Below are 21,511 nucleotides of genomic sequence, written 5' to 3'. Positions count from 1 at the left end.
GCTCCGCGTCCTCTTGACGACGCAGAGCGTCGAGACCTGCATTCCCACGCTGGAGCGTGAGGAACGATCATCACAACTATCGTGCGGCGCTCCGCGTCGCATGCCTTTCCGGACGCTCCGCGTCCTCTTGGCGACGCAGAGCGTCGAGACCTGCATTCCCACGCGGGAGCGTGAGGAACGATCATCACAACTATCGTGCGGCGCTCCGCGTCGCATGCCTTTCCGGACGCTCCGCGTCCTCTTGGCGACGCAGAGCGTCGAGACCTGCATTCCCACGCGGGAGCGTGAGGAACGATCATCGCAACTATCGTGCGGCGCTCCGCGTCGCATGCCTTTCTGGACGCTCCGCGTCCGCCCTCGAGGGGCTTACTTGAAGGTTACAACCCCGCCGGCCAGAGATTCGACCCGCGCCAGGGATTCAACGCGATAGCCCTGGGCGTCCAGCTCGGCGCGGCCGCCCTGGAAGGACTTCTCGATCACGATACCCAACCCAGCTACCGTGGCGCCGGCCTGTTTGATGATCGAGATCAGCGCCTGCGAGGCTTTGCCGTTGGCCAGGAAGTCATCGATGATCAGCACCTTGTCGTCGCTGCTCAGATGGCGCGGCGAGATGGCCACGGTGCTTTCCACCTGCTTGGTGAACGAGTACACGGTCGCCGACAGCAGGTTTTCGGTCAGGGTCAGAGACTGATGCTTGCGGGCGAAGATCACCGGCACGCCCATTTTCAAGCCTGCCATGACTGCCGGCGCGATACCGGAAGCTTCGATGGTCACGATCTTGGTCACGCCAGCGTCGGCGAACAGTCGGGCGAATTCGTCGCCGATTTCCTTCATCAGGGCCGGGTCGATCTGATGGTTGAGAAACGCATCGACCTTCAGCACCTGATCGGACAATACGATGCCTTCTTCGCGAATTTTCTTGTGCAGTGCTTCCACTTCAATTCCTTGGCTGCGCCATTGCGCAATAAATGATCAATATTGTGTCGGCTAGCGTTTCAGCATGGCGCGAATGTCGGCAAGCGCAGTGTTGCCGCGAACCGCTTTGACTTCCGTCGGGGTGTCGTCATTGCCTTCCCAGGCCAGGTCGTCCGGGGGCAGCTCATCCAGAAAGCGGCTTGGCGCGCAGTCGATGATTTCACCGTACTGCTTGCGCTTGGCGGCGAAGGTGAAGGCCAGGGTCTGCCGTGCGCGGGTGATGCCCACGTAGGCCAGGCGGCGCTCTTCTTCGATGGTGTCAGCTTCGATGCTGGAGCGGTGCGGCAGGATTTCTTCTTCCATGCCCATGATGAACACATAAGGGAATTCCAGCCCCTTGGAGGCGTGCAAGGTCATCATCTGCACACCTTCGGCACCGTCCTCCTCTTCCTGCTGACGTTCGAGCATGTCGCGCAGGACCAGCTTGCCGATGGCTTCCTCGATGGTCATGCCACCTTCTTCGTCCTTTTCCAGCGTGTTTTTCAACGCCTCGATCAGGAACCAGACGTTGCTCATCCGGTAATCGGCAGCCTTTTCGCTGGAGCTGTTCTGCCGCAGCCAGTTCTCGTAGTCGATGTCCATGACCATGCTGCGCAGCGCGGCGATGGGATCGTTCTGCGCGCACTGCTGGCGCACCCCGTCCATCCAGCGCTTGAAGCGTTGCAAACGGTCGGTGAATCGGCTGTCCAGATGCTCGCCCAGGCCGATCTCGTCGGTGGCGGCGTACATCGACACTTTGCGCTCGGTGGCATAGTTACCGAGCTTTTCCAGCGTGGTCGAGCCGATCTCGCGACGCGGAACGTTGATCACCCGCAGGAAGGCGTTATCGTCGTCCGGATTCACCAGCAGCCGGAAATAGGCCATCAAGTCCTTCACTTCCTGGCGGCCGAAGAAGCTGTTGCCGCCCGACAGTCGATACGGCACCTGGTGGTGCTGCAATTTCAGCTCGATCAGCTTGGCCTGATAGTTGCCGCGATAGAGGATGGCGAAATCGCTGTACGGGCGGTCGGTGCGCAGGTGCAGGGTGAGGATTTCCATGGCCACCCGCTCGGCCTCGGCGTCTTCGTTACGGCAGCGGATCACGCGGATCTCGTCGCCGTGGCCCATCTCGGACCACAGTTGTTTTTCGAAGGCGTGCGGGTTGTTGGAGATCAGCACGTTGGCGCAACGCAGAATACGGCTGGTGGAACGGTAATTCTGCTCCAGCATGACCACTTTCAACGACGGGTAGTCGTCCTTGAGCAGCATCAGGTTTTCCGGCCGCGCACCACGCCAGGCGTAGATCGACTGGTCGTCGTCGCCCACCACGGTGAACTGATGGCGTGTACCGATCAGCAGCTTCACCAGCAGGTACTGGCTGGCGTTGGTGTCCTGATATTCGTCCACCAGCAGGTAACGCACCTTGTTCTGCCATTTTTCCAGGATGTCGGCGTGTTCCTGGAACAGCTTGACCGGCAACAGAATCAGATCGTCGAAGTCCACCGCGTTGTACGCCTTGAGCGTGCGCTGATAGTGGGTGTAGACGATGGCGGCAGTCTGTTCCTTGGGGTTGCGGGCGTTTTCCAGCGCCTCGGCGGGCAGGATCAGGTCGTTTTTCCATGAGCCGATCATGTTCTTGATTTCGTCGACGCCGTCGTCGCCGGAATACTCTTTCTGCATGATGTCGGTCATCAGCGCCTTGACGTCGGTCTCGTCAAAGATCGAGAAGCCCGGTTTGTAGCCCAGCCGCGTGTGCTCCTTGCGGATGATGTTCAGACCCAGGTTGTGGAAGGTCGAAACCGTCAGGCCACGTCCTTCGCCGCCTCTGAGCAGCGTGCCGACCCGCTCTTTCATCTCGCGCGCGGCCTTGTTGGTGAAGGTCATGGCGACAATGTACTGGGCACGAATACCGCAGTTCTGGATCAGATGCGCGATCTTGCGGGTGATCACGCTGGTCTTGCCGGAACCGGCACCGGCGAGCACCAAAAGAGGGCCGCCGACGTAGTTCACGGCTTCCTGCTGCCGGGGATTGAGTCGGGACATGGCGATATGAAGAGTCGTCTGCAAAAAAGGTCGGGCATTTTAACAGGCCCACGGTTTTGTGCAGTGCTCATCGTCGTCGGACAGTGACAGCTATCTAATTCTTCTGTTTTTGTTACATTTGCGCCGCGACGCGCGATACGTGTATTTGTCGCGCTCCTGCGAGAGTGCGGCCACCGGTTTTTCCTTTGCACTTAGGAAGTTAGATTGCCTACACCTGTCGAACCCTTGCGATTGCTGTTATTGGCGCACGAGCCCTTCTGGCAGGCGCTGCTTAGCGGCTGCCTCACTGCGCCGGGAAGCAACGTGATACTTCTGCATGGCGCGAACTGGAACGTTTTCAGCGCCCGATATGCTAACGAGCGCAATACCGTGCTGCTGACCACCCCTGATCTGCAGCCCAGGACCGGGGCCTGCCTGTTGCCTACCGTGGTGCTGCTCGAGACCGAACCATTGGTCGGACCGACCGGCGTCAGTGACTGGCTGGTGCGCGATGCCTTGACCGGTGACACGCTTCGGCGCTGCCTGCGCTATGTCCACGAGCGCAGTCGCCTGGAAGACAGCCTGCGACGCCTGGTCGGCCAAGACCCGTTGACCGGCATCGCCAACCGCCAGGGATTTCAGGCGCTGCTCTCGGCGCGCTTGAGCGAAGGCGGCAGCGTGGCGCTGGGGCATCTGGACATGGACAATTTTCGCCGCGCCAACGATGCACTGGGGCATCAGGCCGGTGACCGGCTGATCCTGCAAGTCGTGGCGCGCTTGAAAAACCAGCTCGATGCCGGTGATCAGATCGCCCGCCTGGGGGGCGACGAATTCGCCCTGTTGATTGACACCCGAGCAACCCCCGAACGTGCCCTGCAAATGGCCGAACGTATCACTGACGTGCTGGCCGAGCCCTATTGGGTCGATGGCGAAAGCCTGCTGCTGGGTTGCAGCCTGGGCATTGCGCATTCGCAAGCCCAGCCCGAAGCCGACCCGCTGATGTGGCATGCGCATATCGCCATGCGTCAGGCCAAGAGCATGCAGGGCTGTACCTATCACCTGTTCGACGAGCGCATCAACCGCAACGCCCGCAGCCTCGCCGATCTGGAAGGTGAACTGCGACGCGCCTTGCGCCGCGATGAGCTGGAACTTCATTACCAGCCGCGCCTGTGCCTGGACAGCGGGCGTATTGTCGGCCTGGAAGCGCTGGTGCGCTGGCGCCATCAGGAACGCGGGCTGCTGCCGCCCAGCGAATTCGTGCCACTGGCCGAGCAAAGCGGCCTGATCGTGCCGCTCGGCTACTGGGTCATCTTCCGCGCACTGCGTGACATGCAGGCCCTGCGCGAACAAGGCTTTGCCCCACTGCACATGGCGATCAATCTGTCGTTCCGGCAGTTTCAGGACAGCCAGCTGCTGCCGACCTTGAATCGCCTCATCGCGGAACACGATGTCGACGCGCGCTGGCTGGAATTCGAACTGACCGAAACCGCCGTCATGCGGCGCAGCGACCAAGTCCGGCAGACCATGGACGCATTGCGGCAACTGGGCGTGCGCTTTTCGCTGGATGATTTCGGCACCGGCTATTCGTCGTTCATGCACCTCAACAGCCTGCCCATCGCGCTGCTCAAGATCGACATGGGCTTTGTCGCGCAGATGGAGTTACGCGAAGAGAACCGCAAGCTGGTCAACGCCATGATCAATCTGGCGCACAACCTGAACCTGGAAGTAGTCGCCGAAGGTGTGGAAACCGCCGGGCAACTGGAGTTGCTGCGCAGTTTCGGCTGCAATCAGGTGCAAGGCTATCTGATCAGCAGGCCGCTGCCGGTGGAAGAACTGGTGACCTATCTGCGCTCGCAAGCCGTGCACGCAGATACATCCAGATCCGGGTGACGGTGCGCCGGATCAGCCCGGCACCGCGACCCCGGCCGCGTCCCGACGCAACAGCCGAGCCGTCTTCCATTCGAACGCGTAGGTCAGCGCCACGGCCGAGCAGAACAGGCCCAGCGCCAGCCCCCACCACACGCCCGAAGCGCCGGCATCGGTAGAGAAACCGAGCAACCACGCGGCAGGCGCGGCGATCAGCCAGTAGCAACCCAGGCCGATCAGGAAGGTGGTGCGTGCATCCTTGAGCCCACGAATGGCGCCCATGGCAATGGTCTGGGTGCCGTCGAAGAACTCGAACAGGGCGGCAATGGCCAGCAGTTTTGCCGCCAGTACGACGATCTCGGCAAACGCCGGGTCGTTGATATCCAGAAACAGACCGATGACCAGATGCGGTGCCAGCCAGAACAGCAGCCCGAACATCAGCATCACACAGCCGCCAAAACCGATGCCCAGACGACCGGCCATGCGCACCATTACCAGGTTGCCCGCGCCATAATGCTGGCCGATACGCATGGTGACCGCATAGGACATCCCCACCGGTACCATGAACGCCATGGACACCGTCTGCAGGGCGATCTGGTGCGCCGCCATCTGCGTGCTGCCCATCGCGCCCATGCAGAACGCGGCAAAGGTGAACAGGCCGACTTCCACTGCATAGGTGCCGCCAATCGGCAGACCGAGCCGCCACAGCTCGCCCAGGTGACTGCGCGACAGTTTCGAAAGCCCCTTTCTGATTGGGTACGCCGCGTAAGCCGGATGCCACCTGATATGCAGCGCCAGGGCCAGGGCCATGCAGTTGGTGACGATCGCGGTGACCAGCCCGATCCCCATCAGCCCGAGGTTGGGCAGCCCCAGCCATTGATGGATCAATGCGTAATTGAGCACGAAGTTCGCTGCCGCACCGGCCAGGCTGATGGTCATCACCGGCCCCGCTCGACCCAGTGCGCTGGTGAAGCCGCGCAATGCCATGAAGCTGAGCAGGCCGGGCAGGGCGAAGGGCAGGGTGATCAGAAATTGAGCCGCCATATCCACGTTGGCTTCGGCCTGACCGAACTGCAACAGGATGGGTTCGAGGTTCCACAGCAACAGCGCGGCAACCAGCGCCATGCCCCAGGCCAGCCACAGACCGGCCTGGGTCAGACGGGTCGCGCCTTCAGCGTCCCCAGCACCGTGACGGATCGAGACCAGCGTACCGACTGCGGCCATCACGCCGACGCAAAAGAACGACACAAAGCTGTACGTGGCAGCGCCCAGACCACCGCCCGCCAAGGCCTCCGGTCCGATCTTGCCCATCATCACGGTGTCGGTGAAGACCATCAGCATGTGCGCCATCTGTGACGCAATCAGCGGCCCCGCCAGGCGCAGGATGATCCAGAGTTCTTTGAGGGCGGACGGCTGCATGGTGACGGTGCTCTACGGCAAAGGGACGATTGAGCGACGTATTCTGGGCAGTTGCTCGACTAAACACAAAACGATAAATCCGATGCTCAGCATGACTAAAACTCATCTGAAGCAATTTTCAGCATTTGCAGTAAAGTAGCCGTTCATCGTCCGCAGGAAGCGCCCATGCCTCGCAGTCTCCCCCCTCTTTATGCACTAAGGGCTTTTGAAGCGGCTGCGCGGCATACCTCGTTTACCCGCGCAGCCGAGGAACTTTCGATCACCCAAAGTGCAGTAAGCCGTCATATTCGTACGCTGGAAGAGCACTTTGCCTGCCGCTTGTTTCAGCGTAACGGGCGTAACTTGCAGCTCACCGAATCGGCACGCGCGCTGTTGCCCGGTGTGCGCGATGGGTTCCTGGCACTGGAACGCGCCTGCAGCACCTTGCAGACCGAGGAGGGCATTCTGCGCATGAAAGCCCCGTCGACCCTGACCATGCGCTGGCTGCTCGCGCGGCTCAGCCGTTTCCGTCACCTGCAGGTGGGCAACGAAGTGCAACTGACCAGCGCGTGGATGGAAATCGATGCGGTGGACTTTACCCAGGAGCCTTTTGACTGCGCGATTCTGCTCAGCCAGGGTCATTTCCCGTCGGACTGGGACGCCACATTATTGTTTCCCGAGTTGCTGATTCCGGTCGGCGCCCCCACGTTGTTGCAGGACCCGCCATGGGACGTGGAGCGGCTGGCAAAGGCTGAGTTGCTGCACCCCACTCCTGACCGTCGTGACTGGCGCACCTGGTTGAACCGCATGGGTCTGGCCGATAAGGTGTCGCTCAAAGGCGGGCAAGTATTCGACACCCTCGAGCTGGGAATGATTGCCGCCGCACGCGGCTACGGTGTGTCGATGGGTGATCTGCTGATGGTCGCCGAGGACGTGGCGCAGGCCCGTCTGAGTCTGCCGTGGCGCACGGCGGTGTTCAGTGGCGAAAACTATTATCTGGTCTGGCCGCGTACAAGGCCCGGCGCAGAGCGGTTGCGACGCCTCAGCGATTTTCTCAAGGCGGAGGTGGGCGCCATGAAGTTGCCATTAGTTGAAGTACTCTATTAAAATTTAGTTTAGTATTGAACTGCCATCATTTGTTAATGTCTCGCTCCGCTCTCAAGTAACGACCTTGATGGCCGAAGCATTGCTTAGCGATTGCTCGTTCAAACGGCGTAAAACACCAACTAAATCTATCAGCTGAATGATAAGCCACGGACCCGGCAACTCCAATCATTCGGCACGGAGTCTCTATGTCCAAGCCTCGTACCCGAATTGCTTCGCAACTTGGTATTGCTCTGGCCGTGATCCTGGCGGTGGTTATCAGTGGTAGTACCCTGTTCGCGTTGAGGTCTCTGGACGCGTCCAACCTGGTCATTCGTGAAGAGCACATGTCGAGTGAAGCCAGGCTCCTCGCTGACCAGCTCAACACCTTCCACAGCACGCTGCGCGACAGCACTCAGCGCCTGAGTGGACTGTTCGAAAAACGCTTCGCCGATGGCCTGAGCCTGCAACCCGACAAGCCGGTCACGGTGGCGGGCACGTCCACGCCAGGCCTGTTCCTGCGTGATGCCGTGCTGAACAACGACTTTACCGAAGTCGACGAATTCCGCTCGATGACCGCAGGTGTGGCAACCATTTTCGTGCGCAGCGGCGACGACTTCATCCGTATCAGCACCTCCCTGAGCAAGCAGGATGGCACGCGCGCCATCGGCACGGTACTGGATCGCAAGGGCGCAGCCTACGAGCGTCTGATGGCCGGGCAGAGCTATGTCGGCAAGGCGGTGTTGTTCGATCGCTATTACATGACCCAGTACAGCCCGGTTCGCGACAGCAGCGGCAAGATCATTGCGGCGCTGTTTGTAGGGTTCGATTACACCGATGCACAGAAGACCCAGTTCGATAACCTCAAGAGCTTCCGTATCGGCTCTACCGGCTCGCTGGCGCTGCTCGACGACAAGGGCACCTGGCTGGTGCCACCGGCAGGCGTCAAATCCCTGGACGGTGCCGCCAAGTCCGTTGCCGACCTTGCCAGCAAACCGGGCAAGGCGCAGTTCTGGGATGACGGTGATGACAACTATTACAGCGTCGGCCAGCCGTTCGCTGGCGGCCCCTGGACCGTCATCGCCAGCATGCCGCGCAAGGAAATCAGTGAAGTGACCTGGCACGTTGGCACGCAACTGGCGATCGGCAGTCTGCTGGCCATGCTGATCGCGGTGATCAGTGCCATCTGGCTGTTGCGCAGCAAGCTGCGTCCACTGTCCGAACTGGTACGCCAGGCCGACGCACTGGGTGCAGGCGACCTCAGCGTACGCCTGAATGTGACCAGCAATGACGAGATCGGGCAGTTGTCGGGTAGCTTCAACAAGATGAGCGAAGCGTTGTCATCGATGGTCGCGCATATCCGTACTGCGGCGCAGGAAGTCAGCACCCGCGCCAACGCATTGTCCGGCCTGTCGGGCGGTGCGTTCGAGGGCATGGAGCAGCAATCCGGCGAGATCACCAGCATGGCCGGTGCGGTCGAAGAGTTCAGCGCCACGTCGATGAACATCGCCGACAACATGGGCAATACCGAACGACTGGCACAGGAAAATGCCCAGCAGACACGCATTGGTCGTACTTCGATGGAAGAGGCATCTTCGTCGCTGCAACAGATCGCCACTTCGCTGAGCAGCACCGCGAAAGTCATCGACACGCTGGGTCAGCGCTCGCAGGAAATCGGCAGCATCGTCGGGGTGATTACCTCGATTGCCGACCAGACCAACCTGCTCGCGCTCAACGCTGCCATCGAGGCCGCACGCGCCGGTGAGCAGGGTCGCGGCTTTGCCGTGGTGGCTGACGAAGTCCGCAGCCTGGCCTCGCGCACCCGTGAAGCCACCGATGAGATTTCCGGCATGATCGCCAGCATCCAGCAAGAAACCGGCAACGCCATCAGCACCATGCAGCAGGGCAACACACTGATGCAGGAAGGCCTGTCGCTCAACGCCAAAGTGGCCTCCGCACTGGCCCAGATCGACGAGCAAAGCCGCTTGGCCGGTCACCAGTTCGCCGCCATTACCACCGCCACCCAGGAACAAAGCAGCACCGCGACCATGCTCAGCAGCAACCTGCAAAGCATCGCCATGGCCAACAGCGAACAGCGCCAGGTCATGTCCAACCTCGCCATCACTGCCCAGGAGCTGAATGGCCTGGCTACAGAACTGCGTCACGAGGTTGACCGGTTCCGTTGATGACTGCTGAAGGGCGCACGATCATCGTGCCGATGCTCTGCGTCGGAGAGCGATAGGTGCTCTCAAGGACACCATCGTACCCATGCTCCGCGTGGGTATGCCGTTCTGGACGCTCTGCGTCCGATCCTGAATAGGCGGCGTGACGTAAATCCATGACGCAGAGCGTCACGAAGAGCATTCCCACGCTGGAGCGTGAGGAACGATAGGTGCTCTCAAGAACACCATCGTACCCATGCTCCGCGTGGGTATGCCGTTCTGGACGCTCTGCGTCCGATCCTGAATAGGCGGCGTGACGTAAATCCATGACGCAGAGCGTCACGAAGAGCATTCCCGCGCTAAAGTATGAGGAACGACAGGTGCTCTCAGGGACACCATCGTGCCCATGCTCCGCGTGGGTATTCCGTTCTGGACGCTCTGCGTCCTCTCCTGGGTGTGCGGCGTAGCGCAGAGTGTCACGGAGGGCATCCCCGCGCTAGAGTATGAGGAACGCGAGGTACGAATGAGACACTGATTTATGACACTTTTATTTCAATGAAATCCACGCTGTGCGATGCTGGCGCCAAGGCCCATGGCCGACTAAAAGCTTAGGCTCTGTACGAAAAGTCGGCGAGCGAAGGTCAGGCGAGCCTGTTTTTAACGAAGCATCACCGAGCGCAGCCACTTTTCGTACAGAGCCTAGTAGAGCGTTACACCCATCCCCGCTCGCCACACACTGCATCTTTCAATTCATCGCCTGTATAGGCAAACCTCAGGGGGCTTTTCGCATGCTGACCCTGCTCGATTTGCTATCCGCCGTCGCCCTGCTGATCTGGGGCACGCATATCGTGCGCACTGGCATCCTTCGTGTCTACGGTACACAACTTCGTCGTGTGCTCAGCCAGAACATGTCCAAACGACCGCTGGCGTTCATCGCCGGCATTCTGGTGACGGCATTGGTGCAGAGCAGCAACGCCACTGCCATGCTGGTGACGTCGTTTGTCGGCCAGGGGCTGATGACGTTGACGCCTGCGCTGGTGATCATGCTTGGCGCCGATGTCGGCACCGCCTTGATGTCTCGCGTGCTGACCTTCGATCTGTCATGGCTGTCGCCGCTGCTGATCTTCCTTGGCGTAGTGTTTTTCCTGTCGCGCAAGCAGACCCGTGCCGGTCAACTGGGACGGGTCGGTATCGGCCTGGGCCTGATCGTGCTGGCCTTGCAGCTGATCGTCGCGGCTGCCGCACCGATCACCCAGGCGGCGGGGGTCAAGGTGCTGTTCGCCTCGCTGACCGGCGACCTGCTGCTGGATGCGCTGGTGGGCGCCATGTTCGCGCTGATCTCCTATTCCAGCCTGGCGGCAGTGCTGCTGACGGCCACATTGGCAGGTACCGAAGTCATTGGCTTGCCGGTGGCGATCGGCCTGGTGATCGGGGCCAACATCGGCAGCGGCCTGCTGGCCTTTCTCAGTACCAGCATGCAGAACGTCGCCGGTCGGCAGGTGGCGCTGGGCAGTCTGCTGTACAAACTGTTCGGCCTGTTGCTGATCTTTCCGGTGCTCGACCCGCTGGTTGCCTGGATCGACACGCTGGGCTTTAGTCCTCAGGAACTGGCGATCGGCTTTCACCTGCTCTACAACACGGTGCGCTGCCTGATCATGCTGCCAACCGTGGCCCCGATGGCGCGGTTGTGCTCGTATCTGCTGCCCCAGCAGAACGAAGTCGGCGGCCTGGCCAAACCGCGTCATCTGGACCTGACCGCCCTGTCGACGCCCAGCCTTGCGCTGGCCAACGCGGTGCGCGAAACCCTGCGTATGGGCGACCTGATCGAAAGCATGCTCGCCTCGATGCTGGCGGTACTGCGCGGCACGCAAACGGCGGTGACCCAGGAAGTGCGCCGCCTCAACGATGACGTCGAAGCGCTGTACAGCGCGATCAAGCTGTACCTGGCGCAGATGCCGCGTGAAGACCTCGGCGAGCACGACAACCGGCGCTGGGCCGAGATCATCGAACTGACCATCAACCTGGAGCTGGCCAGCGGCCTGATCGAACGCATGTTGCGCAAAATCCAGCAGCAGAAGACGGCACATCGCCGGTCGTTCTCTGAAGTCGGTCTTGAAGAACTTGCGGATCTGCAGATTCAATTACAGTCGAACCTGCGCCTGGGCCTTTCGGTGTTCCTCAGCGGCGATCACGAAAGCGCGCGTCAGTTGTTGCGCGAGAAGCGCCAGTTCAGGGCCGAGGAGCGACGCCTGGCGCACGCCCACGTCAGCCGGCTGCGCAACAAGGTGGTCCAGAGTATCGAAACCAGTTCGCTGCACCTGGAGCTGATTGCCGACATGAAGCGTCTGAACTCGCTGTTTTGCAGCAGCGCCTACGTGGTGCTGGAAACCGCTGACACAGGAGCCTTGTCGAGCGAGGTCGAGGCCGACAGATCGCTATGAACGTAAGGGCCGAGGTGAAGTCTGTTAAACATACCGGCCCGCCAGGAAAGCTGTTTTATGCGTTGCCTGCTGTTCGCTTGTCTGCTCCTCGGTTCACTTCCCTCATTCGCCCTTGACCGTCTTCAGGTCGAGGGCTATCTGCTGCCCAATGGTTTGCAAGTCATTCTCAAGCCCGGTTACGACAAGGGTCACGTCGCCATCCGTTTGGTGGTGGGTATCGGCTTCGATGACTTCCCGTGCCAGGACAAGGAACTGCCGCATCTGCTGGAACACCTGCTGTTCAGCGGCGTGGATGACAGCGGTGAAGGCGGGCTGGAAGAGCGTATGCAGGCGCTGGGCGGCGAGTGGAATGCCTTCACCAGCAACGCCGACACCACCTTCGTGATCGAAGCGCCTGCGCGCAACCAGCGCAAGGTGCTCGACCTGCTGCTGGAGATCATGACCAAAACCGAGCTGAGCCAGGCGCGGCTGGACGGCGTCAAACGCGTGGTCGAACGCGAAGATGGCGGGCATTTTTCGCACTTGCAGCGCCTGCTTGACCGGCGTGATTCCGGGCGCAGCGCCAGCAGCCAGCTGGCCGTGGAGCTGGGCCTCAAATGCGCTGAACGTCCCGAGGTGGACGGCATCCAGCTGGAGCACATCGAAGACGTCTTCGCCAACTGGTACGCCCCCAACAACATGACGCTGATTGTGGTGGGTGATCTGGACAAGCTGCTGCCAGCCTATCTGGAGCGCACCTACGGCAAGCTCGCCCCCACCGATCCGATCGACCATCCGCCACTGGCGCAGGGCAGCGGCTCGGCCGAACCGCGCCGCGAGCTTGAGCGCGGCGGGCTGGGCGAGAGCGCCAAGCTGCACCTGATCTACCCAGAGCCGCAGCTCGACGACCAGCACGACGAAACCTGGGAACTGGTCAAAGCCTATCTGGACTGGACGCTCTACACTGAGCTGCGCCTGAAACACAGTTTGTCCTACGGCCCCTCGGCAGAGCGCGAAGTGTTCGGCGATGCCGGGTTTTTGAGCCTGAACGCCGATGTCGAACGTGACGATGCCGATGAAGCCGAGCGCGACATTCGCGGTCTGGTCGAGCGCCTGCAAAAAGACGGCATGCAGCCCGCTACGTTTGCGCGGCTGCAACAGCTCGCCATTGACCGGCAGTCATGGGCCACACAAGGCAATAGCGCGCTGGCCGACTACTATTGGAGCGCGCTCAACGATTATGAAAACGGGCGCTTCGAGGATCCGGCCAAACGGATCAAGGCGGTGAAGCTGGAAACGGCCAATCAGGCGATGCGCCAATTGCTTGCCCAGCCGGGTTACATGCGCATTGAAAAGCCATTGTTCAGTTATGACGGTCTGTATTGGCTGATTGGCGGAGTACTGGGTTTCATGGCACTGCTGGCACTGCTGGCCCTGTGGCGCTGGCGTGTACGCAGCAAATAGAATCCTGACACCGAACTGCACCGCGGGTGCAGGCTCCGCGCTGCGTTTGTTACACAGCGCGTTTTTTGTATGAACAGAACCGAGTGACCCCTCCGATGCTTGACGTGAATCGCTATGTGACACCCGTGCTCAACTTGATGCAGCGCTACCCGGGGCTCATTGCAGCGTTTGGTTTCGTTTCCGGTATCGCCAGTTTCATTCTGGTCGATCGCCAGGCAGGGCTGGCCACCTGGATTGCCGTGGTGATGCTGATCAGCTGGCTGTGGCTGATGGTCGAAAACACTATGGTCGGGTTGCTCAACAAGGCGCTGGGTCGCGAGATTCCGCAGGGCTTGTTGCGCTACGGCACGCAGATGATCCATCAGGAAAGCCTGTTCTTCGTGCTGCCGTTCTTTTTCATCACCACCACCTGGAACAGTGGTCAGGCGGTATTCACTGCGGTGCTCGGCGCCGCCGGGTTGATTTCGATCATCGACCCCCTCTACTACAAATGGCTGGCGCCCAGACGCTGGCTGTTCATGACGTTGCACACTCTGACACTGTTCGCGGCACTGCTGACCGCGCTGCCGATCATCCTGCACCTGACCACCGCCGAGAGTTACAAACTGGCGCTGGGCGTGGCGATGCTGCTGTCGGCGCCCAGCCTGATGTCCAACTTCCCGCTCAACACCTGGCGCAGCGCACTGGCCGTGATCAGCATCATCCTGGCCATCGGCGCGGCGGGCTGGTTGCTACGCTCCTGGGTGCCGCCTGCGACGCTATGGTTGACTGAAGTGGCGGTGAGCCCGGACTTCGACAACAAGAACCGTACGCCGGGCGACAGTATTTCGCTGATCAGCGCCAAGCAGCTGCGCAACGGCGGCCTGTATGCATACACCGCCATCAATGCGCCGCGCGGGCTGGACGAGCGTATCTACCATGTGTGGTGGCATGAAGGCGAAGAGATGGACCGCATCGCGCTGGATATCCACGGCGGCCGTAAGGAAGGCTATCGCGCCTGGACGCGCAAGCAAAACTTCCCGGAGGACGTGACAGGACGCTGGCAGGTGAGGGTGCTGACCGAGGACGGCCAGATGATCGGCGTGCTGCGTTTTGTCGTCACTGACAATGACCAGCCAGCAGTCAAGCGACCTACCGGGCGGATAATCAAGCTCAAGCCGGGCGGCGACTCGGCCGAAGAGACTACGCCTGAGTCCGCACCGGCTGATGAGCCGAAGCAGGAGAAGCAGGAGGCTGCGCCTGCCGAAGCAGCCCCCGCAGAGTCTGCGCCTCAGGCTCCGGCGCAATAATGTTTCAGGTCGCGGTCGCGCCGAAGAACCAGTAGCAGACGAAGATCGCGGCCACGACACCGGAAAACTCGGCCAGCAGCGCGCAGCCCACCGCATGGCGAGCGCGCTGAATGCCCACGGCGCCGAAGTACACGGCAAGGACGTAGAACGTGGTCTCGGTGCTGCCCTGAATCGTGGCAGCGGCCAATGCAGCGAAGCTGTCCACGCCCTGGGTCTGCATGGTTTCGATCAACAGGGCACGGGCGGCGCTGCCCGAGAAAGGTTTGACCATCGCGGTCGGCAACGCATCGACGAAGCGCGTGTCCAGCCCCAGCCACTGCACCAGATGCCGAATGCCTTCCAGGCCGAAGTCCAGCGCGCCGGATGCGCGCAGCACGCCCACCGCACAGAGCATGGCGACCAGATAAGGCAGCAGGCTCTTGGCGACGTCGAAACCTTCCTTCGCACCTTCGACGAAGGCCTCGTAGACCAGCACCTTGCGTAGCGTGCCGATGATCAGAAACATCATGATCAGGCCGAACAGCGTGAGGTTGCCCAGAATCGACGACAGACCCGCCAGCGCAGCCGCCGACAGCGTGCCGAGAAAAGCCATGAAGGTGCCCAGCAACAGGGCGCCGGGGATGAGGTAGGCGAGCACCACCGGGTCCCACAAGCGCAGACGCTGCATGAACGCGACCGACAGCAGGCCGACGATGGTCGAGACACTGGTGGCCAGCAGGATCGGCAGGAATACCAGGGTCGGGTCAGGCGCACCTTGCTGGGCGCGGTACATGAAGATCGTCACCGGCAGCAGGGTCAGGGATGAGGCGTTGAGCACCAGAAACAGGATCTGCGCGTTACTGGCGGCGGTCTTGCTCGGGTTGAGTTCCTGTAGCGAGCGCATGGCCTTCAGGCCAATCGGCGTGGCGGCGTTGTCGAGACCCAGCGCGTTGGCGGCGAAGTTGAGGGTGATCAGCCCCAGCGCAGGGTGGCCGGGCGGCACCTCCGGCATCAGGCGCAGAAACAGCGGCCCGAGAACCTTGGCCAGCCAGTCGACGATGCCGGCCTTCTCGGCGATGCGCAAAAAGCCCAACCACAGGGTCAGTGTGCCGAACAGCAGCACCATGACCTCGACCGACAGCTTGGCCATCGCAAAGATACTTTCGACCATCGCCGCAAAAATGCCGGCGTTGCCGCCCACCAGCCACTGCACCAGCGCGGAAATCGTCGCCACGACAAAAAAACCAAGCCACAGGCCATTGAGCATCGGATAAGTCCCCCACAAGAAGCGGGGATGATAGCGGCGGGGGGCGCCGGAGGGAAATCGGCAGGTGCTGAAAGAGTCGTAGGAACGGTGAGCAGGGGCCAGACCGACTATCGTGCCAACGCTCCGCGTCACACATCAGCGCCGCAGCGCACCTTCAGGTTCGGACGCGGAGCGTCCAGAACGGCATTCCCACGCGGAGCATGGGAACGATGGAATCCTTCACACATCCGGGCCGCGGCGCACCCTCAGGATCGGCATTCCCACGCGGGGCGCGGGAATGATGATCAGGGGCTATGCGGAGTATCTTCAGCGCCCGGCCAGCAGTTCCTGGCCGCGAACGACGGCGGCGCGGACCTGTTCGGGGGCGGTGCCGCCGATGTGATTACGGGCATTCACCGAACCTTCCAGGGTCAGCACGGCGAAGACGTCCTGTTCGATCTGGTTGCTGAACTGACGCAGCTCTTCCAGGCTCATCTCTGCCAGGTCCTTGCCGGTTTCCACACCGTATTTCACCGCGTGACCGACGATCTCATGGCAGTCACGGAACGGCAGACCACGGCGGACCAGATAGTCGGCCAGATCGGTGGCGGTCGAGAAGCCGCGCAGCGCTGCTTCACGCATCATCGCGTGCTTGGGCTTGATCGCAGGGATCATGTCGGCGAATGCACGCAACGAATCACGCAGCGTATCGGCGGCGTCGAACAGCGGTTCCTTGTCTTCCTGGTTGTCCTTGTTGTAAGCCAGGGGCTGGCCTTTCATCAGGGTCAGCAGGCCCATCAGGGCACCGAACACGCGGCCGCTCTTGCCGCGAACCAGTTCAGGAACATCGGGGTTCTTCTTTTGCGGCATGATCGAGCTGCCGGTGCAGAAGCGGTCCGGCAGGTCGATGAACTGGAACTGCGCACTGGTCCAGAGCACCAGCTCTTCCGAAAAGCGCGACAGGTGCATCATTGCGATGGATGCAGCCGAGCAGAATTCGATGGCGAAGTCGCGATCCGATACGCCGTCCAGCGAGTTGCCGCCCACCACCTCGAAGCCCAGCAGTGTGCAGGTCAGCTCGCGGTCGATCGGGTAGGTGGTGCCCGCCAGCGCCGCGCTGCCCAGCGGCATGCGGTTGAGACGCTTGCGGCAATCCACCAGACGCTCGTAGTCGCGGCTGAGCATTTCGAACCAGGCCAGCATATGGTGACCGAATGTTACCGGCTGGGCCGTCTGCAAGTGGGTGAAACCGGGCATGATGGTTTCAGCTTCACGCTCGGCCTGGCCCAGCAGGCCTTGCTGCAGACGTGTGATTTCGCTGAGGATAAGGTCGATTTCGTCGCGCAGCCACAGACGGATGTCGGTGGCGACCTGATCGTTGCGGCTGCGACCGGTGTGCAGCTTCTTGCCGGTGATACCGATGCGGTCGGTCAGGCGTGCTTCAATGTTCATGTGCACGTCTTCCAGATCGACGCGCCAGTCGAACTGGCCAGCCTCGATCTCGGCCTGGATGGTGTTCAGGCCGTCAACGATGGTATCGCGCTCGGCGTCGGTCAGTACGCCCACCTTGGCCAGCATCGTAGCGTGGGCGATGGAGCCCATGATGTCGTGGCGATACAGGCGTTGATCGAAGGTGACGGAGGCAGTGAAACGCGCGACAAACGCGTCGACGGGTTCACTGAAGCGGCCGCCCCAGGACTGGTTGGTCTTGTCGGTGCTCATGGATTCGCTCGTTGCTGACTGAAAGTGACGTGCCCGATACCTGGCACAAGAACGAACGCGATGATAACAGGGTTGATGCATTTTTATCCCTGGACAGCTTGCCGCTGACGAGGCCAGGGCAGAGACTGGAGCCATGCGAATCGAACCTGTGAAACATGATGCCCGGCCCGCGCCCGGCAAAGACTTTTTCCTCCCTGAACTGTGCCTGCCGCAGGCATTGCTGGTGCTCGTCGTGCTGGCCGAGCTGCTGGTGCTGGTTCTGGTGCTGGTGGAACCGATGCGCAGCGGCTTCGACTGGGTACGCCTGGCGTTGATGTCGCTGTTCGTGCAATGGATCGTGCTGCTGTCGGCAGCGCTGCTGTGCGGGTTGCGCCCCTGGCTGGCGCGATTGACGCCGGGGCTGGCGGGCATGCTCAGTTGCCTGCTGGTGGTCGGCCTGACGCTGCTGTGCACAGCCGTCACCGACGTCTGTCAGCTTACCGGGCGAATTTCGGTCAGCGGCATGGTCGAGCGTTATCTGCGCTACTCGACGATTGCCCTGATCATGTCCGCCCTGATGCTGCGTTACTTCTATCTGCAGAGTCAGTGGCGCAAGCAGCAACAGGGCGAGCTGCGCGCCAGGATCGAATCGCTGCAGGCGCGCATCCGCCCGCACTTCCTCTTCAATACACTCAACAGTATCGCCAGTCTGGTGGCCAGCAACCCGGTCAAGGCCGAGCAGGCGGTGCTCGATCTTTCGGACCTTTTTCGTGCCAGTCTGGCCAAGCCGGGCAGCCTCGTGACATGGGGTGAGGAGCTGGCATTGGCAAAACGATATTTATCGATTGAGCAATATCGTCTTGGCGAGCGTCTACAGTTGGACTGGAGGGTGAGTGCAATTCCCGATGACTTGCCAATCCCCCAGCTAACCTTGCAGCCATTACTTGAAAACGCTTTGATTTATGGCATTGCTCCGCGGGTCGAAGGGGGCGTTGTAACGGTCGAAGCGAACTATGAAGGGGGAGAGTTCATATTGAGCGTCAGCAATCCCTATGAAGAAGTTGCCAATCGGCAGACTTCCAACGGTACTCAGCAGGCTCTGACGAATATAGGCGCACGAATTGCGGCACTTTTTGGCCCGCATGCCAGTCTGAGCGTGGAGCGCCGTGACGGTCGTCACTACACCTGTCTACGCTATCCTTGTGCGAGACTCACGCAGGAAGCCAGAGCTATATGAATGTCCTGATCGTTGATGACGAACCCCTGGCCCGCGAGCGATTGAGCCGCATGGTCAATGAAATCGAGGGTTATCGAGTACTGGAACCCAGCGCGTCCAATGGCGAAGAAGCCTTGGCGCTGATCGAAACCCACAAACCGGACGTAGTGCTGCTCGATATCCGCATGCCGGGTCTCGATGGCCTCCAGGTCGCAGCCCGACTGTGCGAGCGGGAAGCACCGCCTGCCGTGGTGTTTTGCACCGCCCACGATGAGTTCGCCCTGGAAGCTTTTCAGGTCAGTGCGGTGGGCTATCTGGTCAAGCCTGTGCGTCCCGAGCACCTTGTCGAAGCGTTGCGAAAAGCCGAGCGGCCGAACCGCGTGCAACTGGCGGCGTTGACCCGCCCGGCAGCCGAAAGCGGATCAGGGCCACGCAGCCACATCAGCGCGCGTACCCGCAAAGGCATCGAGCTGATTCCCCTGGATCAGGTGATCTACTTTATCGCCGATCACAAATACGTGACATTGCGTCACGAGGGCGGCGAAGTGCTGCTGGACGAACCGCTCAAGGCACTGGAAGACGAATTCGGTGACCGTTTCGTGCGCATCCATCGCAATGCGCTGGTGGCCCGCGAGCGCATAGAACGGTTGCAGCGCACCCCGCTGGGGCATTTCCAGCTGTTCCTCAGAGGGCTCAATGGCGATGCGTTGATCGTCAGCCGCCGCCACGTAGCCGGTGTCCGCAAAATGATGCAGCAGCTCTAGCGCCTCGCCGCTCTGGAGCCTCTGCGCCCAGACCGAGTCATGGAACGGAGGAGAATTCCGGCTCCATGTGCTTTTCGGCTGGCCTACGCGCAGCCTTTCCCATGCGCCCCTCAGGCACTGCCGATTGATTGATCGGCTCAGTGTCTGACGCAAGTTGCAATCAGCGCCGAAGCCGCCCTGACCGGGATTGAGCTGTTAATATCCGTCGCATTTACTCAGTACGGATTGTTCAATGTCCTCTCGCGAAATCCGCATCGCCACTCGCAAAAGCGCGCTGGCACTCTGGCAGGCAGAATACGTCAAGGCCCGCCTGGAACAGGCCCACCCCGGCCTGCTCGTGACGCTGGTACCCATGGTCAGCCGTGGCGACAAATTGCTCGACTCCCCGCTGTCGAAAATCGGTGGCAAAGGCCTGTTCGTCAAGGAGCTGGAAACCGCGCTCCTGGAAAACAACGCCGACATCGCCGTGCACTCGATGAAAGACGTGCCAATGGACTTTCCACAAGGCCTGGGCCTGTTCTGCATCTGCGAGCGCGAAGACCCGCGCGATGCATTCGTTTCCAACACCTTTGCCAGCCTGGACCAGTTGCCGGCCGGCAGCATTGTCGGCACCTCCAGCCTGCGCCGTCAGGCCCAATTGCTGGCGCGTCGACCCGATCTGCAGATCCGCTTCCTGCGCGGCAACGTCAATACCCGTCTGGCCAAGCTGGATGCCGGTGAATACGACGCCATCATCCTCGCCGCCGCTGGCCTGATCCGCCTGGGTTTCGAAGACCGCATCACTTCCGCAATCAGTGTCGACGACAGCCTGCCAGCCGGTGGCCAGGGCGCGGTGGGTATCGAATGCCGCAGCGTCGACGCCGAAATTCATGCGCTGCTTGCGCCTCTGCATCACGAAGACACTGCTGTGCGCGTGATTGCCGAGCGTTCGCTGAACAAGCACCTCAACGGTGGCTGTCAGGTGCCGATCGCCTGCTACGCCGTGCTGGAAGGCGATGACGTGTGGTTGCGCGGCCTGGTGGGCGATCCGTCCGGCAGCGTGTTGCTGCACGCGGATGCCCGGGCACCTCAGACATCTGCTCAGGCACTGGGTGTGCAAGTGGCCGAAGCGCTGCTGGAGCAGGGCGCCGCCGACATCCTGAAAGCGGTCTACGGCGAGGCCAATAACGAATGAGTGGCTGGCGTCTGCTGCTGACCCGCCCGGCCGAAGAGTCGGCAGCGCTGGCCAGGGTGCTGGCCGAGGACGGTATCTTCAGCAGCAGTCTGCCCCTGCTTGAAACCGAGCCTTTGCCCTTGACGCCTGCACAGCGTTCGATCATTTTCGAGCTGCTCAATTATTGTGCAGTGATCGTGGTCAGCAAACCTGCCGCGCGACTGGCCATCGAGCTGATCGATGAAGTATGGCCGCAACCGCCCCTGCAACCCTGGTTCAGTGTGGGTTCAGCAACCGGGCAGATACTGCTCGACTATGGGCTGGATGCGAGCTGGCCGGAGCAGGGCGACGACAGCGAAGCCTTGCTTGAACTGCCGCGCCTCAAACAGGCGATTGCCGTACCGGGAAGCCGTGTGTTGATCATGCGCGGTGACGAGGGACGCGAACTGCTGGCCGAGCAACTGCGCGGGCTGGGGGTGGGGGTTGATTACCTGCCGCTGTATCGTCGCTACCTGCCGCAACATGCGCCCGGCGCCCTGGCGCAACGCGTCGCGGTGGAACGCTTGAACGGGCTGGTGGTCAGCAGTGGGCAGGGTTTTGAACATTTGCTTCAGTTGGCGGGGGATTCATGGCCGGTCCTGGCCGATCTGCCGCTGTTTGTACCGAGCCCCAGGGTTGCCAGCATCGCGCGGGCAGCCGGAGCAAGGACCGTTATTGATTGTCGTGGCGCCAGCGCCGCGGCATTGCTGGCAGCGTTGCGGGAACAACCTCAGCCTGCCGTCAAGGCGTAATGA

At 61.3% G+C, this 21,511-nt stretch carries 15 protein-coding genes and 1 pseudogene; 11 read left to right on the top strand and 5 right to left on the bottom strand.

From position 1 onward, the window contains the following. Window positions 1-366: 366 nt before the first annotated feature. Window positions 367-936, bottom strand: a complete 570-nt coding sequence (locus PCPL58_RS02865; RefSeq protein WP_044309668.1) for a xanthine phosphoribosyltransferase — start codon at window positions 934-936, stop codon at window positions 367-369. 51 nt (window positions 937-987) lie between these two features. Then, on the bottom strand, window positions 988-2,997 hold the full coding sequence (gene rep, locus PCPL58_RS02860) for a DNA helicase Rep (protein ID WP_003401585.1): 2,010 nt from the start codon (window positions 2,995-2,997) through the stop codon (window positions 988-990). Between the two features lie 204 nt (window positions 2,998-3,201). Here rep and PCPL58_RS02855 point away from each other — a divergent pair, with 204 nt between their 5' ends. Beyond that, window positions 3,202-4,866 (top strand): putative bifunctional diguanylate cyclase/phosphodiesterase, encoded by a 1,665-nt coding sequence (locus tag PCPL58_RS02855; protein ID WP_065348770.1) that lies wholly within the window; start codon window positions 3,202-3,204, stop codon window positions 4,864-4,866. Window positions 4,867-4,878: 12 nt separating this feature from the next. On the opposite strand, the gene PCPL58_RS02850 is transcribed toward PCPL58_RS02855, so the two are convergent. Continuing rightward, window positions 4,879-6,261 (bottom strand): NorM family multidrug efflux MATE transporter, encoded by a 1,383-nt coding sequence (locus PCPL58_RS02850; RefSeq protein ID WP_065348769.1) that lies wholly within the window; start codon window positions 6,259-6,261, stop codon window positions 4,879-4,881. Between the two features lie 165 nt (window positions 6,262-6,426). Here PCPL58_RS02850 and PCPL58_RS02845 point away from each other — a divergent pair, with 165 nt between their 5' ends. From PCPL58_RS02845 to PCPL58_RS02825, 6 genes and pseudogenes are all read left to right on the top strand, one after another. Then, window positions 6,427-7,347, top strand: a complete 921-nt coding sequence (locus PCPL58_RS02845; protein ID WP_065348768.1) for a LysR substrate-binding domain-containing protein — start codon at window positions 6,427-6,429, stop codon at window positions 7,345-7,347. A 185-nt stretch (window positions 7,348-7,532) separates the two neighbouring features. Beyond that, a pseudogene (locus PCPL58_RS32520) lies at window positions 7,533-8,654 on the top strand (Cache 3/Cache 2 fusion domain-containing protein); the annotation flags it as partial. Next, on the top strand, window positions 8,649-9,509 hold the full coding sequence (locus PCPL58_RS32515; RefSeq protein WP_414860626.1) for a methyl-accepting chemotaxis protein: 861 nt from the start codon (window positions 8,649-8,651) through the stop codon (window positions 9,507-9,509). The pseudogene PCPL58_RS32520 and the gene PCPL58_RS32515, both read left to right, overlap by 6 nt. Before the next feature lie 764 nt (window positions 9,510-10,273). Next, window positions 10,274-11,926, top strand: a complete 1,653-nt coding sequence (locus PCPL58_RS02835; RefSeq protein ID WP_065348766.1) for a Na/Pi cotransporter family protein — start codon at window positions 10,274-10,276, stop codon at window positions 11,924-11,926. Window positions 11,927-11,983: 57 nt separating this feature from the next. Continuing rightward, window positions 11,984-13,369, top strand: a complete 1,386-nt coding sequence (locus PCPL58_RS02830; RefSeq protein ID WP_065348765.1) for a M16 family metallopeptidase — start codon at window positions 11,984-11,986, stop codon at window positions 13,367-13,369. 95 nt (window positions 13,370-13,464) lie between these two features. Beyond that, entirely contained in the window at window positions 13,465-14,658 is a 1,194-nt protein-coding gene (locus PCPL58_RS02825) for a DUF5924 family protein (protein ID WP_003367700.1), read from the top strand. 4 nt (window positions 14,659-14,662) lie between these two features. Here the strand turns inward: PCPL58_RS02825 and PCPL58_RS02820 are convergent, their stop codons facing one another. Both PCPL58_RS02820 and argH read right to left on the bottom strand, forming a co-directional pair. After that, window positions 14,663-15,904, bottom strand: coding sequence for a nucleoside recognition domain-containing protein (locus tag PCPL58_RS02820; RefSeq protein WP_003367703.1), 1,242 nt, complete (start codon window positions 15,902-15,904; stop codon window positions 14,663-14,665). Window positions 15,905-16,210: 306 nt separating this feature from the next. Further along, window positions 16,211-17,605 (bottom strand): argininosuccinate lyase, encoded by a 1,395-nt coding sequence (gene argH, locus PCPL58_RS02815; protein ID WP_024641407.1) that lies wholly within the window; start codon window positions 17,603-17,605, stop codon window positions 16,211-16,213. A 133-nt stretch (window positions 17,606-17,738) separates the two neighbouring features. Here argH and PCPL58_RS02810 point away from each other — a divergent pair, with 133 nt between their 5' ends. The 4 genes from PCPL58_RS02810 to PCPL58_RS02795 all read left to right on the top strand — a co-directional run bounded on the left by PCPL58_RS02810 (window position 17,739) and on the right by PCPL58_RS02795 (window position 21,508). Beyond that, complete coding sequence (locus PCPL58_RS02810; RefSeq protein ID WP_003318424.1) at window positions 17,739-18,821, top strand: sensor histidine kinase; 1,083 nt, start codon at window positions 17,739-17,741, stop codon at window positions 18,819-18,821. Beyond that, window positions 18,818-19,564 (top strand): LytR/AlgR family response regulator transcription factor, encoded by a 747-nt coding sequence (locus PCPL58_RS02805; RefSeq protein WP_003367710.1) that lies wholly within the window; start codon window positions 18,818-18,820, stop codon window positions 19,562-19,564. The genes PCPL58_RS02810 and PCPL58_RS02805 overlap by 4 nt, the downstream gene beginning before the upstream one ends. Window positions 19,565-19,796: 232 nt before the next feature. Further along, window positions 19,797-20,738, top strand: coding sequence for a hydroxymethylbilane synthase (gene hemC / locus PCPL58_RS02800; RefSeq protein WP_003318426.1), 942 nt, complete (start codon window positions 19,797-19,799; stop codon window positions 20,736-20,738). Continuing rightward, complete coding sequence (locus tag PCPL58_RS02795; RefSeq protein ID WP_044309662.1) at window positions 20,735-21,508, top strand: uroporphyrinogen-III synthase; 774 nt, start codon at window positions 20,735-20,737, stop codon at window positions 21,506-21,508. Before hemC ends, PCPL58_RS02795 begins: the two co-directional genes overlap by 4 nt. Window positions 21,509-21,511 lie beyond the last annotated feature (3 nt).

This window comes from Pseudomonas cerasi, from assembly GCF_900074915.1.
GTDB classification, from domain to species: domain Bacteria; phylum Pseudomonadota; class Gammaproteobacteria; order Pseudomonadales; family Pseudomonadaceae; genus Aquipseudomonas; species Aquipseudomonas cerasi.
This window is presented reverse-complemented; position numbering and strand designations above follow the sequence as displayed.

Coding starts and splice junctions, on each gene's coding strand:
- rep (WP_003401585.1), bottom strand. CDS start 2,997: ATGTCCCGACTCAATCCCCGGCAGCAGGAAGCCGTGAACTACGTCGGC.
- PCPL58_RS02850 (WP_065348769.1), bottom strand. CDS start 6,261: ATGCAGCCGTCCGCCCTCAAAGAACTCTGGATCATCCTGCGCCTGGCG.
- PCPL58_RS02845 (WP_065348768.1), top strand. CDS start 6,427: ATGCCTCGCAGTCTCCCCCCTCTTTATGCACTAAGGGCTTTTGAAGCG.
- PCPL58_RS32515 (WP_414860626.1), top strand. CDS start 8,649: ATGAGCGAAGCGTTGTCATCGATGGTCGCGCATATCCGTACTGCGGCG.
- PCPL58_RS02835 (WP_065348766.1), top strand. CDS start 10,274: ATGCTGACCCTGCTCGATTTGCTATCCGCCGTCGCCCTGCTGATCTGG.
- PCPL58_RS02830 (WP_065348765.1), top strand. CDS start 11,984: ATGCGTTGCCTGCTGTTCGCTTGTCTGCTCCTCGGTTCACTTCCCTCA.
- PCPL58_RS02825 (WP_003367700.1), top strand. CDS start 13,465: ATGCTTGACGTGAATCGCTATGTGACACCCGTGCTCAACTTGATGCAG.
- PCPL58_RS02820 (WP_003367703.1), bottom strand. CDS start 15,904: ATGCTCAATGGCCTGTGGCTTGGTTTTTTTGTCGTGGCGACGATTTCC.
- argH (WP_024641407.1), bottom strand. CDS start 17,605: ATGAGCACCGACAAGACCAACCAGTCCTGGGGCGGCCGCTTCAGTGAA.
- PCPL58_RS02810 (WP_003318424.1), top strand. CDS start 17,739: ATGCGAATCGAACCTGTGAAACATGATGCCCGGCCCGCGCCCGGCAAA.
- PCPL58_RS02805 (WP_003367710.1), top strand. CDS start 18,818: ATGAATGTCCTGATCGTTGATGACGAACCCCTGGCCCGCGAGCGATTG.
- hemC (WP_003318426.1), top strand. CDS start 19,797: ATGTCCTCTCGCGAAATCCGCATCGCCACTCGCAAAAGCGCGCTGGCA.
- PCPL58_RS02795 (WP_044309662.1), top strand. CDS start 20,735: ATGAGTGGCTGGCGTCTGCTGCTGACCCGCCCGGCCGAAGAGTCGGCA.